Annotated in this window: 18 protein-coding genes and 1 pseudogene; 9 read left to right on the forward strand and 10 right to left on the reverse strand. The window is 61.6% G+C overall.

Translation table 11 applies throughout. The features are described 5' to 3' along the window. The first annotated feature begins 20 nt into the window (after nt 1–20). From C8J33_RS21470 to C8J33_RS21480, 3 genes are read left to right on the forward strand one after another with little or no spacing between them, the layout of a single operon-like run. A complete protein-coding gene (locus C8J33_RS21470; protein WP_165929858.1) occupies nt 21–791 on the forward strand; it encodes an ABC transporter permease in 771 nt (256 codons plus the stop codon). Beyond that, nucleotides 788–1,555, forward strand: a complete 768-nt coding sequence (locus C8J33_RS21475; RefSeq protein ID WP_132665290.1) for an ABC transporter ATP-binding protein — start codon at nt 788–790, stop codon at nt 1,553–1,555. Before C8J33_RS21470 ends, C8J33_RS21475 begins: the two co-directional genes overlap by 4 nt. Further along, entirely contained in the window at nt 1,552–2,586 is a 1,035-nt protein-coding gene (locus C8J33_RS21480) for an ABC transporter substrate-binding protein (protein WP_245423309.1), read from the forward strand. The genes C8J33_RS21475 and C8J33_RS21480 overlap by 4 nt, the downstream gene beginning before the upstream one ends. A 16-nt stretch (nt 2,587–2,602) precedes the next feature. On the opposite strand, the gene C8J33_RS27355 is transcribed toward C8J33_RS21480, so the two are convergent. Then, nucleotides 2,603–3,142, reverse strand: coding sequence for an MBL fold metallo-hydrolase (locus tag C8J33_RS27355; protein ID WP_207904047.1), 540 nt, complete (start codon nt 3,140–3,142; stop codon nt 2,603–2,605). A 350-nt stretch (nt 3,143–3,492) separates the two neighbouring features. Here C8J33_RS27355 and C8J33_RS27950 point away from each other — a divergent pair. Continuing rightward, a pseudogene (locus C8J33_RS27950) lies at nt 3,493–3,696 on the forward strand (TetR/AcrR family transcriptional regulator); the annotation flags it as partial. Between the two features lie 18 nt (nt 3,697–3,714). Further along, nucleotides 3,715–4,155 carry a TetR-like C-terminal domain-containing protein gene (locus C8J33_RS21490; RefSeq protein WP_245507239.1) on the forward strand — a complete coding sequence of 147 codons (441 nt, stop codon included), beginning with the start codon at nt 3,715–3,717 and terminating at the stop codon, nt 4,153–4,155. A 56-nt stretch (nt 4,156–4,211) separates the two neighbouring features. On the opposite strand, the gene C8J33_RS21495 is transcribed toward C8J33_RS21490, so the two are convergent. Together C8J33_RS21495 and C8J33_RS21500 are read right to left on the reverse strand one after the other, a co-directional pair. Then, nucleotides 4,212–4,436 carry a hypothetical protein gene (locus C8J33_RS21495; protein WP_092938018.1) on the reverse strand — a complete coding sequence of 75 codons (225 nt, stop codon included), beginning with the start codon at nt 4,434–4,436 and terminating at the stop codon, nt 4,212–4,214. Nucleotides 4,437–4,557: 121 nt separating this feature from the next. Next, nucleotides 4,558–4,767, reverse strand: a complete 210-nt coding sequence (locus C8J33_RS21500; protein WP_067652995.1) for a cold-shock protein — start codon at nt 4,765–4,767, stop codon at nt 4,558–4,560. A gap of 487 nt (nt 4,768–5,254) precedes the next feature. On the opposite strand from C8J33_RS21500, the gene C8J33_RS21505 reads away from it, so the two are divergent. After that, nucleotides 5,255–6,310, forward strand: a complete 1,056-nt coding sequence (locus C8J33_RS21505) for a sensor histidine kinase (protein WP_132665292.1) — start codon at nt 5,255–5,257, stop codon at nt 6,308–6,310. A 2-nt stretch (nt 6,311–6,312) separates the two neighbouring features. Beyond that, the gene (locus C8J33_RS21510) at nt 6,313–6,702 is read left to right on the forward strand and encodes a response regulator (protein ID WP_110808105.1); all 390 of its coding nucleotides are present in this window, start codon (nt 6,313–6,315) and stop codon (nt 6,700–6,702) included. A gap of 12 nt (nt 6,703–6,714) precedes the next feature. Here C8J33_RS21510 and C8J33_RS21515 read toward each other — a convergent pair whose 3' ends face one another. The 6 genes from C8J33_RS21515 to C8J33_RS21540 all read right to left on the reverse strand — a co-directional run bounded on the left by C8J33_RS21515 (nt 6,715) and on the right by C8J33_RS21540 (nt 11,945). Further along, nucleotides 6,715–6,939 (reverse strand): hypothetical protein, encoded by a 225-nt coding sequence (locus C8J33_RS21515; RefSeq protein WP_110808104.1) that lies wholly within the window; start codon nt 6,937–6,939, stop codon nt 6,715–6,717. A 250-nt stretch (nt 6,940–7,189) separates the two neighbouring features. After that, nucleotides 7,190–8,701, reverse strand: a complete 1,512-nt coding sequence (locus tag C8J33_RS21520) for an HAL/PAL/TAL family ammonia-lyase (protein WP_245507240.1) — start codon at nt 8,699–8,701, stop codon at nt 7,190–7,192. 2 nt (nt 8,702–8,703) lie between these two features. Then, nucleotides 8,704–9,492, reverse strand: a complete 789-nt coding sequence (locus tag C8J33_RS21525) for an ABC transporter ATP-binding protein (protein WP_110802654.1) — start codon at nt 9,490–9,492, stop codon at nt 8,704–8,706. Nucleotides 9,493–9,524: 32 nt separating this feature from the next. After that, nucleotides 9,525–10,235, reverse strand: coding sequence for an ABC transporter permease (locus tag C8J33_RS21530; protein WP_110737373.1), 711 nt, complete (start codon nt 10,233–10,235; stop codon nt 9,525–9,527). An 11-nt stretch (nt 10,236–10,246) separates the two neighbouring features. Then, nucleotides 10,247–10,969 (reverse strand): ABC transporter permease, encoded by a 723-nt coding sequence (locus tag C8J33_RS21535; protein ID WP_132665335.1) that lies wholly within the window; start codon nt 10,967–10,969, stop codon nt 10,247–10,249. A 124-nt stretch (nt 10,970–11,093) separates the two neighbouring features. Then, entirely contained in the window at nt 11,094–11,945 is an 852-nt protein-coding gene (locus C8J33_RS21540; RefSeq protein ID WP_132665293.1) for a transporter substrate-binding domain-containing protein, read from the reverse strand. Nucleotides 11,946–12,120: 175 nt separating this feature from the next. On the opposite strand from C8J33_RS21540, the gene hutC reads away from it, so the two are divergent. Together hutC and C8J33_RS21550 are read left to right on the forward strand one after the other, a co-directional pair. Continuing rightward, nucleotides 12,121–12,900 (forward strand): histidine utilization repressor, encoded by a 780-nt coding sequence (gene hutC, locus C8J33_RS21545; protein WP_132665294.1) that lies wholly within the window; start codon nt 12,121–12,123, stop codon nt 12,898–12,900. 98 nt (nt 12,901–12,998) lie between these two features. Further along, complete coding sequence (locus C8J33_RS21550; protein ID WP_245507241.1) at nt 12,999–13,784, forward strand: DNA polymerase III subunit epsilon; 786 nt, start codon at nt 12,999–13,001, stop codon at nt 13,782–13,784. Between the two features lie 28 nt (nt 13,785–13,812). Here the strand turns inward: C8J33_RS21550 and C8J33_RS21555 are convergent, their stop codons facing one another. Continuing rightward, entirely contained in the window at nt 13,813–14,796 is a 984-nt protein-coding gene (locus C8J33_RS21555) for a GlxA family transcriptional regulator (protein ID WP_132665295.1), read from the reverse strand. Between the last annotated feature and the right edge of the window lie 76 nt (nt 14,797–14,872).

Here is a 14,872-nt window from a genome sequence, read left to right on the forward strand (position 1 = left end):
CGGATCGGTTCGAAAGCTCTATGCTGACCCAATTTTATCGTGGCCTTCCCGCCCTGTTCACCCTCGCGCTGCTGTTGGTCAGTTGGGAGGCCTATGCGCAACTGTCCGGCATCTCGCCGACAACCCTGCCGGCACCCTCACGCGTGCTCGAACAGGCCTGGCAAAACCGGCAGCCGCTCTGGGACAACACATTGCCGACAATCCGGGCCACAGTCTTCGGATTTGCCTGCTCGCTGACTATTGCCTTTCACTTGTCGGTTCTGGTCGATTTCTATCGCCCGGTGCGGCGCGCTCTGTTTCCGATCTTCATCATCAGCCAGACCCTGCCGCTGGTGGCGATCGCGCCGCTTATAGTTCTCTGGTTCGGTTTCGGACTGGCGCCGAAAGTCATGCTGGTCGCCCTCGTGACGTTCTTCCCGATCCTGGTCGCCCTGACCCAGGGTTACGAATCGGCCGAAGCGGAGATCGAACTGCTCCTAGCCTCAATGGGCGCACCCAGATGGAAACGGTTCCTGATTGCCCGTTTACCGTCCGCCCTCCCCTATTTCTTTGCCGGCCTGCGCATCTCCATCACCTATGCTGTGGTCGGCGCGATCTTTGCCGAATATGCAGGTGCCGCCAAAGGTCTCGGCATCTACATTCTCAATGCCAAAAACAATTTCAGGCCGGACCTGGTGCTGGCGGCTGTCCTTGTCAGCGCGGTCCTCACCCTTGCACTGTTCGGCCTGACAGTTTTCGTTCAGCGTCTGGTCATGCCGTGGACACGGCCATCCCTTGGGGCCGGCACATGATCCCGCCGCGCCTGCAGCTCACCGGCATCGCCGCCGGCTATAAGGACCTTCAAGTCCTGAAGGACATCTCGCTGACTGTGAGGCCCGGTGAATTCGTATCGATCCTCGGGCCTTCCGGCGCGGGAAAATCCACGCTTTTCCGGCTCTTGACCGGCACGCTGAAACCCACGCATGGCGAGATGTTATACGACGGCCTGCCGCTCGAAGCGGCATCCTCTCCCTTCGCCTTCATGCCGCAACGCGACGCGCTGATGCCGTGGCGGCGGATCATCGACAATGCAACGCTCGGTCTTGAGGTTCAGGGCATGAGCCGTCGCGAGGCCCGCACGCGCGTCGAGCCGCTCCTGTCCGAATTCGGTCTTTCCGGCTTTGAGCAGCAGTATCCCGCAGCGCTTTCGGGCGGCATGCGCCAGCGCGCAGCCCTGTTGCGTACCGTGGTCCAGAACCGCTCCATGCTTCTGCTCGACGAACCCTTCGGCGCGCTCGACGCGCTGACGCGCGCGGGGATGCACCGCTTTGTGGAGGCAATGTGGATGCGCCACCGCTGGACGGCGATGCTCGTCACCCACGATGTCCGGGAAGCCGTCCATCTCTCGGACCGAATCTATGTTCTTTCGCCCCGCCCCGCCACACTCATTCAGGTCATCGACATTCCGCTCACCCGTCCTCGACTGCGCAGCGGCACTGCCGGGGCCGAAGCAGCGGCGCTCGAAAACGCCATTCTCGAAACCCTGCTCGCCCCTCAGGAAGGACAATTGCCATGATATTCCCGGCCACGATACGCCCGACCATGACCCGCCGTACGGTGCTTGCTTCCCTTGCCGGCCTCGGCTTAAGCGCACTTTCAGCCCGCGCGAAGACCCTGAAGACGGTGACGGTGGCGCTCGACTGGACGCCGAACACCAACCATATCGGCCTCTTCGTCGCCCGCGAAAAAGGTTTCTACCGCGACGCCGGGATTAATGTGGAGATCCTGCCTTATTCCGACACGTCGGCAGCGACGCTTGTCGCCAACCATGTCGCGGATTTCGGCATCGTCGGTTCGATTGGCTTGTTCACGCAGCATACCGCCGGCGCCGATCTCGTGGCGACCTATGCCGTGGTGCAGACCGAGACCGGCCGGCTCGTCTTCAAGGGCGACCGCGCCGATATCAAACGCCCAAGGGATCTAGACGGGCTCATCTACGGGGGGTTCGGCAGCGACTGGGAAAATGCGCTGATCGGCGCGATGATCCGCCATGACGGCGGCAAGGGCACGTTCGAGACGATTACGCTCGGCACCTCGGCCTACCAGGCGCTGGAAAACGGCGCCGTCGATTTCACACTCGAAGTCTACACCTGGGAGGGCGTTAAGGCGGAGCTAGAAGGAATCAGGCAAGGTGCGTTCCGTTATGCCGACTATGGCGCTCCCGACCAGCATACGACACTCATCGGATCGAGTGGCACCTTCCTGCGGAACCGGCCTCTCGACGCGAAAGCCTTTACCCAAGCCACGCTCAAAGGCTACGATTTCGCGGTCGACTATCCCGATGAGGCCGTTGACCTAATGATCGCCGCCAACAGCGACGCTCTCACCGACCGCCGCCTGGTGCGCGCCTCACTCCAGGCCCTGATCGATGGGCAGTATTTCCGCACCAGCACCGGCGTCGTCGGCCGGATTGACCCGGTCAAGATGGAGTCGATCGGCAACTATTTGTTTGAAGCGGATATCCTCAAGGATATCAACGGCAAGCCGGTTGCGGAGAAGCCGGAGTTTTCAGGCTATTTCACCACCGAGCCTCTACAGGCCGAATGACCTTCAAAGTCTGTCATCAAGCTATCCGGGTAAACCTCAGCTCAGACAATCGGTCAGCGCTGTTCGGGTCATGTGCAAACTGGGTGATGGTTGGTCTGCGACAGCAAAGCTCGCGCATTCGCTTTGTCGTGTCATGATGCACGCTGGCGCTGAAGGCCACGCCATCGACATTGCCCTGCAACATGTCCATTTCGCTGTATGACGCATCCCCGGCGATCAGGACATAGTGACCTTCCAACTCGACCACGAGCGACATGTGTCCTTCCGTGTGACCCGGCGTCGGGACGATATGAACCCTGCCATCCTCGGTCAGTGTTTTGCTGCGATTGAAGCTCTCCCAAGGACCGTCGGTGAACGCAATCTCCGTAGGTCTTAGCCACTTGGGATAGTGCATGTTGAGGTAGCCTGTCAGTGGCCCCGTGCGTGCCAACGCTGCATCGGCCTCCAGCTTGCTAAGCAGAATAGTGCTGTTCGGGAAGTGACCGATCCCGCCAGCATGATCGCCATGCATATGGGTCATCACGACCCAGCGAACGTCTTTCGGATCGAAGCCCATTGCCCGTAGGCTTGGACCGACTTCTTCTTCAGGTTAAACCCGGCGACGCTCGCAGAACTGCATGAAAGGGTGCCACCAGGGCTGATAGCCGGGATCGTTCGCGTTAGAGCTTTCGCCGGTATCGACAACGATGAGGCCTTCGGGATGTTCGATAAGCCAGCAACCGATTGGAAGGCGCGGAGACCAGTGAGCGTCAACGATGACATCCAGCGCACGCGCCGGCCTTGCTCGGAAGCGAGCAAGCTGGTGACGCCTCTTGATCTGGACATCGCCGGTTTGGATGCAGTGGATTTTCATGATACCGTCCTTAATGCGATATATGTTGCATTAAGAAATAGGAGCAATCGAAGATGCGGTCAAGCCGGCCCGAAGTGACGGAATTCGATCGGGTGAAGGAGAGACCAGGCGGGCGCAACGCACGCGTGCGCCAGGCCGTAGTCGGGGCTGTCCTCCGAATACTTCAGGAGCAGGGTTATGGCAGCCTTTCCCATCGCAGCGTTGCTGCCTTGGCGGGAGTGGACAGCGCGACCGTCTACAGACGTTGGCCTACACGTCCCCGTCTTGTCGCCGATATGCTGATCGATCTCAGCGACACGTTTGTACCTGTTCCAAATACCGGGTCGATCGAGAGGGATTTCCTAACATATCTCGAAAGTATCACGGCTATGCTGGACGACCCCGGAATGACGAAACTGACGCAGGCTCTTTTCGTGGCTTCCATCGAAGGCGACGAGGCGGTCAGTGACGTTCTCGGTGAGTTCTGGCGCGGACGCTTTTCGCGTTCGTACGTGATGCTGGAAAGAGCCGTTCAACGTGGAGAGTTGCCGCCGCTCCTCGACCAAGACGCCGTCGTTGAGGCACTGGTTGCTCCGGCATGGTTCCGAGCGTTCGTCAGCAGATTGCCGAACAATGAGGCGTTCCGCCGGCGATGCGTTGGAAATGCACTCGTCATGGCTCGAAACGAACTCTGCGTTTCCGAATTTCGGCGCGTTCCGGGAGAGGTTGATTGTTGATCATCAAATCCCTCCGTGTCTCGGCTCGGGACATAAGCTTCCCTTGCCGAAGGATGTCACCTGATTTTTCGGCGCTGCGTTAGAAGCGCCTGTGCCGCGGTAGCAACGATCGTCGCCTCCTTGGCGAGGCGTGCCTCACGGAGCCGCAGCGTTTTTGCTTCGCGTGTCTGCACGATAGAATCGAGCTCTTCGACGGCTTTTGAATGACCGAAGAACGGTGCCTGCGTCAGGCCGAACGCGATCTCCGCCTGCTGCCTCGATTTGGAGTATGTTTCCGACATGGATGATCCTGTTGTTTGTAGGTCCGCCAAAGAAAAAGGCCAGGCTTTAAGCCCGGCCTTTCGGATAAATCGGTTTCGTCGGTGCCAGTACATCCGTGGTCAAGGACGGAACCGTTTATGATCAAGCGGCCTGGAGATTGCAGGCCGACATCTTGCCCGATTTGTTGTCGCGCTCGAGTTCGTAGCCGATCTTCTGGCCTTCAACGATTTCGCGCATTCCCGCGCGCTCAACAGCCGAGATGTGGACGAAAGCATCTTCGCCGCCGTTGTCAGGCTGAATGAAGCCGAAGCCTTTGGTGGAGTTGAACCATTTAACTGTGCCTGTGGTCATGATGAACCCTTTCAAAGCAATGTTGATCGACCGCGTCGCTAAGGCGGCGCGGATAGTGACAGCGATGTTTTTGAAAGGAAGGTTCGTTCGAAGCGCGGTGCCAATCGCGCGATAACCAAAGCTCAGCAAGCAAAATATCGATAAACCATTCATAGAGGCTTCCGAGATGGAAGTCAACTTCCGGTTTTCTCGATCGAACAGCTGATACCGGCTGTGGTCCTTTTGGTCGCCGACGTTGGACTGATGTCATGGTGGTGCTGATCTTTTCCGTCGTCGACGAGATCCTAAGGGGCTCTCCGGTTCATCTTCGTGATATCCTCAGCCCCCGATCAGCCATACTTCAGGCTCCCTCAACGTTGCGTTGCGATCCATTCAGGGGATAGGTAAGTTGAATATGACGTAATCGCACCAGAACTTACCGTATCTGCAGTTGACGTACCGCCACGGAGCGGCGAAGCAGGACACCTCTCCCGGACCCGTTGGCGGAATGACCACACTCAGACTTCACCTCTTCACTTTGAGCGACCGGGTTCGCTCTTCCCCTGTGGTGGCTTGGGGTATCGCGTTTGCGGCCTTTGCCTGCGCCGTCTACGCCAGGTTCCTCTTCGACCATGTTCTGCCACCGGGCTTCCCCTATCTCACGTTCTTCCCGGCCGTTATCCTAACCGCTTTTCTTGCAGGTCTCCTGCCCGGAGCGGTTTGCGCCCTCGCCTGCGGCATTGCCGCATGGTACTGGTTCATTCCACCTTTCGGTTCGTTCTCGCTCGATACGTCGGTGCTCGTGGCGCTGGCGTTTTACGTATGTGTCGTCGGTGTCGACATTCTTCTGATCCAAGTCATGCACAGAGCGGTAGACGGCCTGCGCGAAGAGCGGGCGAGAAGCGGCGATCTCGTGCGTGAGCAGCGGCGATTGCTGGGGGAGCAGAAGGATCGTGAACGCCAGCAACGCATCCTGCAGCGCGAGCTTTCCCATCGTATGAAAAACACCTTGGCCATGGTTCAGGCCGTCGTCTCGCAGAGCCTGCGCAATAACCCGGACCCTAAACTTGCCGCGGGGCTTGCATCAGCGCGCATTCAGGCCCTCGCCCGCGCACAGGATGCGTTGACGGCGACCGATTGGTCGGCAGCCGACGTGGAGACGCTCGTCAGGACCGCCGTTTCTCCGCACGATGACGGAACAGGACGCTTCCGGATCGACGGCCCCTCGCTCTCTCTTGAAGCACAACGTTCCCTCGGGCTCGCGCTGGCGATCCATGAGTTAGCAACGAATGCGACCAAGTACGGCGCGCTGCTGACCGAAGCGGGCATCGTTACGATTCTCTGGGATTCGCCAGACGGTAACGGCTTTCGGTTTAGTTGGATCGAGTCGGGCGGACCGGGAGTTGCGGAACCTTTAAGGCGTGGGTTCGGTTCAAGACTGACCGAACGCGTGGTGCCTGCCTATTTCAAGGGAAGCGCCAGGACACAATATACGCGAGGCGGACTTAAATACGAACTGGAAGGAACGCTGCGACCGGATGAAACCGATCTCGCACCGGATTGATCATGGGACAGAGTTACGACCGCCGGCGCATAGCCGTTCTTGTCGTCGAAGACGAGCCGCTTCTGCTTATGGACGCGATGGACATGGTCGAAGATGCGGGCTTCACAGTTTATGGCGCAGGTAATGCCGATGAGGCGATCCGTCTGATGGAGAAACACCACGACATCTGCGTTCTCTTTACGGATGTCGACATGCCTGGGTCCATGGACGGCCTAAAGCTGGCGCATGCCGTGCGCGACCGGTGGCCTCCGGTCTCGATCATCATTGCGTCAGGACATGTCAACGTGGCCCATGAGACGCTGCCGGAAAACGGCCTTTTCTTTTCCAAACCATACCCGCCTGTCTCCGTCGTAAAAGCGCTCGACGGAATCGCGGAGAGGATCATGCAGTGACAATCGAACTTGCTATTGCGGCAAATCCTTGAGGATGAGCAGCCGGTTCCCGGGCGCGAGGGCGACAATCTTCTCCTGTTCGAGGGCCAGCAGGACTGCCAGAACCTCTTCCTGGGAGTAACCGGCGGCGTTCAAGGGTGCCCCCATATCTATCAGGTTGATCGTCATATCGGGCTTGGCCTTCAATGTGCGCAGTCGCTCCAGCGTCGCGGCTTCGAGGTCTTCAAATCTGCTCATTGCGCCACTATACCGGTTCTGTACCGTATTTTGCCGTGAAATATTCGACGTTGATTGATAATCCAGCTCAACGGGTTCGACGCTGAGCGCGCTGGAGATAAACCGCTGTCCTCATGTGTCGGGCGACGCGTTACGGATAGAACGCGGCATCGAGACTCCGTGGGGCGTATTCGACCTTCGCCTCCTTGATAATCCGGTTCTACCAGCGAGACGCTCAACGCGAGCAACCCGCCTGCCGGTATATTCGCGGTCACATCTCGGTGACGTCGACGTCTGTCATCAGACGCCGGGTGATTTCCAGATCCTGGCCGAGCGGCCGATCGTCGGCGTAGAGGGGGATTATGCGGCGCAGGTGGCGGTGGAGGCGATCTGTGGCGGGAGCGCGGGTGTGTGGCGTGGCTGCTATGAGGTCGTGGGCTTGGACAACTGCGGCGTATTCGATTGCAAGGATCTGTTCGGCATTGTCGAGAATGGCGAGGAGCTTGTTTGCGGCAGCGGTCGGGTGCGCCAGAAAGTCCTCCTGATTGCCGGAGGTGAGACCGCCGTCGAGGCTCGCGGGTGTGGCAAGGCGGCGGTTTTCGGCGGCAAGGGCTGCAGCCGTATATTGCGCGATCATGAAGCCGGATCCGGCGCCGGGGTCGGTGGCGAGGAACGGTGGCAGGCAGCTGACTAGCGGGTTGACGAGGCGGTCGATCCGGCGCTCGGATATGGCGGACAACTGCGCCATCGCAACCGCGAGGCTATCAAGCGCTTGTGACAGTGCAGGCGCCACAGCGTGGGCCTGCGAGAATACAAGGGGCGCGTCCGGCGTGCCGGCAACGGCCGGGTTGTCGGTAACCGAGGCGAGTTCCCGATCGACGACGGCGGCGGTGACGTCGAACACATCACGGGCCGCACCATGGACATGGGGCACCGCGCGCAGGCTAAGCGCATCCTGTGTGCGCCCTCCCCTGGCAGCCTCGATCAACCCGCTTCCGGCCAGGAGCCGACGAAGGGTCGCACCCACGGCGAGGAGACCCGGTGACGGGCGGAGTGCCAGCACCATTTCATCAAAGGCGGTCATCTGCGCGCCCAGTGCTTCCAGCGTCAGGGCGGCGATGGCATCGGCCCAGTCGAGAAGAGCTGCCGCGCGGGACAGCGCCAGGGCGCCGAGCCCTGTCGAGCAGGCCGTGCCGTTGACGAGGCTGAGCCCTTCCTTGGCCTCCAGCACCAAGGGTGCGAGGCCGAGTGCGGCCAGCGCCTTGACCCCGCTCATGGACACCCCGTCCACCTGCGCTCTGCCCTCGCCGATGAGAACGAGGGCGATATGGGCATTGTGCGTCAGGTAGCCCGCCGAGCCGCGGGAGGGAACGTCGGGAATGCAGTTCTTTTCGAGAAAGGTGCAGAGCGTTGCCACGACGTCCCTGCGGATGCCGGAATGCCCATGCGCCATGTTGCCGACCTGCGCGGCCATGATGGCGCGCACGGATTTCGCATCGAGCAGCGGCCCGACGCCACAGGCATGGCTGAGGACGATATTGCGCGACAGGCGGCTCTGCGACGGGCGATCGACCACCGTATCGGCCAGCGCGCCGACGCCCGTGGTAATGCCATAGGCGCGTACGCCGCTCTCCACCAGCGCGCCGACGATGCGATGCGCCGTCTCGATCCGTGCGATGGCGTTTTTTGACAGGACCAGCGGCGCGCCCTCCACGACGCGTGCGACCGCGCGCCAGTCGAGCCGCGTTTCCAGCACCACATCGTCCATGCGCACCGCGTCCATGGTCAGCCCCCGAAATTTCCGATGAACTGGCGGAAGGCGGGCGAAGCGCCGTCGGCGAAGACGGTGTCGGGCGCGCCGTCGCAATCGATCTCGCCGGATTTCATGAAGATTACCCGGTTCGACACGGTGCGGGCAAAGCTCATCTCGTGCGTGACGACCAGCATGGTCATGCCTTCCTCGGCGAGCGCGCGCATGACGCGCAGCACCTCGCCGACCAGTTCCGGGTCGAGCGCGGAGGTCGGCTCGTCGAACAGCATTACCTTGGGCTTCATGGCCAGCGACCGGGCAATCGCCGCGCGCTGCTGCTGCCCGCCGGACAAGTGCGCCGGATAGGCGTGGCGCTTTCCGGCAATGCCGACCTTTTCAAGAAGCGCTTCGGCCTCGGCGATGCATTCGGCGCGGGGCCGTTTCAGCACGTGCACCGGCCCCTCGATGATGTTCTCCAGAATGGTCATATGGGACCAGAGATTGAACGACTGGAACACCATGCCGAGTTCGGAGCGCATGCGATCGACTTGGCCCCGATCCGCCGGCACCATGCGTCCGCCACGCTGCGTCATGGCGATCGTTTCGCCGTCGACTACGATCTCGCCAGCATCGGCGATCTCCAGCATGTTGATGCAGCGCAGGAAAGTGGACTTGCCCGACCCGCTGGCGCCAAGCAGCGAGATCACGTCGCCGTCATGCGCGTCGAGCGAGATGCCGCGCAGCACTTGGTGAGTGCCAAAGCTCTTGGTAATATTGCGGACGGAAAGGCGGGGGGCGCTGGATAGATGGGGAGCACTGGCCATGAGCGTTCCGATCGGGCTGGAAGGGGCTGTTGTCATTGCTGGGCAGCCGGAAAGAGAGGTGCTGCGCGGCGGTGCGGGCTGAGGCGGTATTCGAGAAATGCCATGAGCTGCAGAATGAGGAAGTTCAGGATGAGGTAGATGGCGGCCGCGCAGAGAAAGACCTCCATGGTGCGGTAGGTCTGCGCGATCAGACGCTGGGCGACGCCCGTCACCTCCCAAACCGTGACGAGGCTGGCAAGCGCCGTCGATTTCACCATCATCATGACCTCGGTCGAATAGGCGGGCAAGGCATTGCGAAAGGCGATGGGTGCTAGGATGCGGCGCGTCAGCAGGAAGCCGGACATACCGACCGCGCGTGCCGCCTCGATTTCCCGTGCGGGGATCGAGCGCAGGCCGAACCGGAAGATCTCGGCGGTATAGCCCGCCGTGCAGAGCGACAGGGACAGGACCGCGCAGACGAAGGGCTCGCGCAGGGCCGGCCAGAGGACGCTGTAGCGGATGAAGCCGAACTGCCCGAGGCCGTAGAACACCAGAAACATCTGGATAAGCAGCGGCGAGCCGCGAAAAATGAAGATGTAGCCCTTGGCAAAGCCGCGCGCGACCGGATTGCCGCCAACGCGCATCCACACGACAAGCAGTGCCAGAAGGCCGCCGAAGATGACCGAGAGCGAGAACAGCGCCAGCGTCATCGGCAGGGCGGCCACCAGCGTCAGCATCGTCGAGGCCATGAAGTCGAGGTCCATGCGTATCTCCCTCAGGCCTGGCCGATGCCGGCGGGCATGCTGCGGTTGGCGCGGCGTTCCGCACCGTTGAACACCCGGTCGGAGAGGCTGGTGAGAACGAGGTAGAGGCAGCCGCCGACGATGAAGAACAGAAAATGCTGACGCGTCGAGCCGGCCGCGATCTGGCTGGTGCGCATGAGGTCGGCAAGTCCGGTGACGGAGACGAGCGCCGAATCCTTCAGGCTCAGCTGCCAGACATTGCCGATACCCGGAATGGCGAAGCGTAGTACCTGCGGTGCGATGATGCGGCGGAAGCGCAAAGTCCGGTGCATGCCGATCGCCTGCGCCGCCTCCAGCTCGCCCCTGGGGATGGCGAGGAAAGCACCGCGATAGACCTCGGCCTGATAGGCGCCCGAAATGATACCAACGGCGAGCGCCCCGGCCACGAAGGAGGGCAGGCCGAGAAAACCTTGGTAGCCCAAGGCCGAGCCTGCGGCTGTGACGAGGCTGGAGCCGCCGAAGTAAACGAGATAGATGATGAGCAGCTCCGGCACGCCGCGAAACACGGTGGTGTAGGCGCTGCCGAAGGCCCGCGCAATGCGGCTGCCGGAGAGTTTTGCCCAGGCGATCAACGTGCCGAAGACCATGCCGATGAACAGCGCTGCCGCCGTCACGCAGAGCGTCATCAGCGTGGCGACCAGGAGAAGCCCGCCCCAGCCCGTGGGGCCGAAGCCGATGGTTTGCAGGATTATCATGCCCGGAATGCCCTCTTTCACGCTGCCGGATGCGCCTGTCATGGCGCATCAGGGTGTCGCTGCGTCATCCATCTTGCGCCGCAGCGCCAGCCCTCAAGGCCGACCTGCGGCGTGAGATGTTGCGTCAGGGCGTGACGTCGGTCTTGAACCACTTCATCGACAGCGTCTTGATGGTGCCGTCATCGAGCGCTGCCTGAATGGCCTTGTTGAACATGTCGCGCAGGTCCGTATCCGCCTGCCGCAGGCCGAGACCTTCTCCGCTACCGAAGATGGTGCCGCCGATTTCCGGGCCGGTGAAGCCGAGCGTGCCATTGGCTTTCTCGAAGGCCGATATCAGGTAAACCGCGTCGTCGAAGACGAGGTCGATGCGGCCGCTTTCGAGGTCGAGATCGCGCTCGGCGCCGGTCTTGTACTCGCGCACCGTGGCGATGCTGCCGAAGTTGTCATAGATGAACTTGGAATAGACGGTAGCGGCCTGGATGCCGATGGTCTTACCGGCAAAGGCTTCCTTCAGCGCGTCGATCTCCTTGGCGTTGGCGCCCGGATCAAGCTTGATGACAGTGCCGGTGCCGGCGGCGTTCGCCAGCGGACTGTCTTTCGCGGTCGCGAAGGCCGCATGGGTGTGGGCATAGGGAATAGTGAAATCGATGATCTTCTTGCGCTCTTCCGTGATCGACAGCGCATCCATGATGACGTCGTACTTGCCGGCCGTCAGCGCCGGGATCATGCCGTCCCAGTCGGACGCGACCAGCGTGCAATCGACCTTCATATGGTCGCAAAGATACTTGGCGAGCTCAGGCTCGAACCCACCGAGCGTGCCGTCGGGATTGGTCAGGTTCCACGGCGCATAGGCGCCTTCGAGCGTGATGGTGACGGTCTTCCAGTCCTTGGCAGCGGCGACCGGTGCGGTCAGCGCGACGGTGTACAGAGCCGCGAGCGCAACGGCGCCCACACTGAGAATTCTGGCGATGTTCATGGTCCGGTTCCTCTCGGAGTTTCATGCATTCCCTGAGCCGATCTGCGCCGGCTTACCGTGTCCCGGAACAGACCGGAAAACCACGTTGTATATGGTACCATATGCCTTTTGATGTGCTATGCAAGACGGAACGCTTCGTTCGAAGCAAATTTTTCTTTGCCCAGGGATTAAGCAGATGAAACGCAAGGACGGCAAGCCCCCGGCTTTGAGTTGGGACGGAACGGAAGGCGATGGCGCACCGCTCTATGCCGGGGTCAAGCAGATGATCCTCGGGCGCATCCAAAGCGGCGAGTGGCCGCCGCGCCACCGTGTGCCATCGGAGAACGAACTGGTCGCCGAGCTCGGCGTCAGCAAGATGACCGCCAACCGCGCGCTGCGCGAGCTGGCAAGCGAGGGCGAACTCGTGCGTATTCAGGGCGTTGGCTCTTTCGTTGCCGAGCGCAAGGGATACTCCGAGCTCTTCGAAGTGCGCAACATTGCCGACGAGATCAAGTCGCGCGGGCATCTGCACGCGGCCGAGGTGATCGTTCTCACCCGCGAGCATGCCTCCCCGGATGTCGCCGACGGGCTTGACCTTCTGATCGGCTCGGCCGTCTTCCACTCGCTTATCGTCCACAGCGAGAACGGCGTTCCCGTGCAGATAGAAGACCGTTTCGTCAATCCGGACATGGCGCCGGACTATCTGGAGCAGGATTTCACGCTGGAAACACCGAACTCCTACCTCACGGAGACGGCTCCGCTCAGCGGCTCCGAGCATGTGGTGGAAGCGGCGATGCCACAGCCCTGGGAGTGCAAGCTCCTCGTCATCCTGCCGTCGGAGCCCTGCCTGACCATCCGCCGCCGCACATGGTCCTTCCAGAATACCGTCTCGCTCGCCCGCCTCGTCTACCCCGCCAGCCGCTATCGGCTGGAATCACGCAGCGGGAAGATCGGGATAGACAGTAAAGACGTATAGGGAAGTGACGAGTGATAGAATGCGGAACCATCGTGCTCATAGGCGGATTACGCGGATAGCGAACAGCCAATAGCAAAAAACATCACGGCACCGATGTCGTGGAAGGGGGCGGCATTTCCGATACGGCACGAGGAAGGGTTCGCGTCATCGATCTGGAGACCGGCGGGAATGGGCCGGACGATGTTTGCGAGATCGGGTGGCAGGATGTGGTGCTCGGGGACGATGGAGCCTGGCACGTCACGGATGACCGCGGTGCACGGCTGGTCAATCCCGGGCGTCCTATGTCGCCGGATACGATCGCCGTTCATCATATCCTCGATGCCCATGTGGCGGACCTCCCCTTCTGGAAGGCGGTCGCACCCAGCGTTCTCAAGCCGGAGGGCCGCATCGATGCCTTGGCGGCGCATCGCGCGTCGTTCGAGCAGCGCTATTGCACGCCGAGGGTTACAGGCGGCCTCCCCTGGATCTGCACGTGGAAATGCGCGTTGCGGATCTGGCCGGACCTTCCGCGCTTTTCCAATCAGATGCTGCGCTATCATCGAATGCCAGAGGGGCTGGTGCACGAGATCGGCCTGCCGGCGCACCGGGCCATGCCGGATGCCTATGTCACGGCGCATCATCTGCGCGATATGCTGAACACGGTTCCGATCGAGCAATTGCTTGCCTGGAGTGCCCTTCCCGGCCTGCTCCCGCGCGTCCCGGCGGGCCCGGAACGGGGACGGAGTTGGGATCGGTTGAGCGACGAGGTGCTGGGAGAGTTTGCCCGTAGCCGCGATGTCGACATTCGCTTTACGGCAAAAACCGAACTCGAGCGGCGCAGGCAAGACTGGCAGGAATCAGCACCCGAACCAGCCACGGAGCCGGCACAAAAGACCCTGCTTTAAGCAGCTCGGCCACATCCCTTCCTGATCCTCATCCCGATCGCGCAGCCGCCACCTTCCGACGGAAAGTGCTTGGGGATTGACCGAGCACGGTCTTGCAGGCGTGGGAGAAGTGGCTGGCGCTGGAGAAGCCGGTGGCAAAGGCGATGGCGGAGATGGAAAGTGGGCTCTGCTCCAGCAGGCGCCGGGCGTGATGCAGGCGGATCAGGCGATAGGTTTCAAGGAAACCGCGACGGAGTTCCTGTGCGAACAGGCGATCGAGGTGGCGTGGGCTGACGCCGCCGAGTCGCGCGAGCGTTGCCCGGTCGAGCGGCTGCTCAATGGTGGCCTCCATCTTTTCGAGCACGGTCAGGAGTGCTGCATGATGCGTGCCGAACCGCTCGGCGGTAGAGCCGCGTTGCGCCGCCGTCGGCTCGGCTACGGCAGTGTGGAGATACCAGTCGCTGACGCGGCGGGCGAAGTCTGCGCCCATCCGCTCCGAGATCATCCGGTGCATCATATCAAGCGGCGCGACACCGCCGCCGCAGGTGATGCGGTCGCCCGTGATAACGTAGCGCGCCTGCCGGGGCTGGAGATGCGGAAAAGCCTCGCGGAAGAGGGCCGCATGTTCCCAATGAAGCGTGAAATCCCGGTTTTCCAGAAGCCCGGCTGCGGCGAGAATATAAGCGCCGCTGGAGATGCCGCCGATCCGGATGCCTTGTCGGGCGAACCGGCGCAGCGCCGCGTTTAGCCCGCCGGGGTCGCCCCAGTCTTCGACATCCCCCCCGGCGCAGACGAAGATCGTGTGGCAGCCGGCGCCGCACTCGGCAAGATTCGCACAATCCACCAGCACGCCTGAGGAACTGCGCGCCGGCCTGCCACCCGGCGACAAAGTCACTGGCTCGTAGAGCGGCAGACCCGCCAGCATGTTCGCCGCCCGTAGGGGCTCGGTCGCGGACGCATAGGACATCAGCGCGAAATTCGGCATCAGCACGAAGCCCATGCGCTGCAGCGCGCGCGTGTCGGAAAACAGCATGGCCCGAATCTACATCGATCTGTCCTATTGATGCAATCGACGGATCGCGGATTCGTCTATCCTGATGCCACGATTT

This window comes from Rhizobium sp. PP-CC-3G-465, assembly GCF_004343445.1.
Lineage (GTDB): Bacteria > Pseudomonadota > Alphaproteobacteria > Rhizobiales > Rhizobiaceae > Ferranicluibacter > Ferranicluibacter rubi.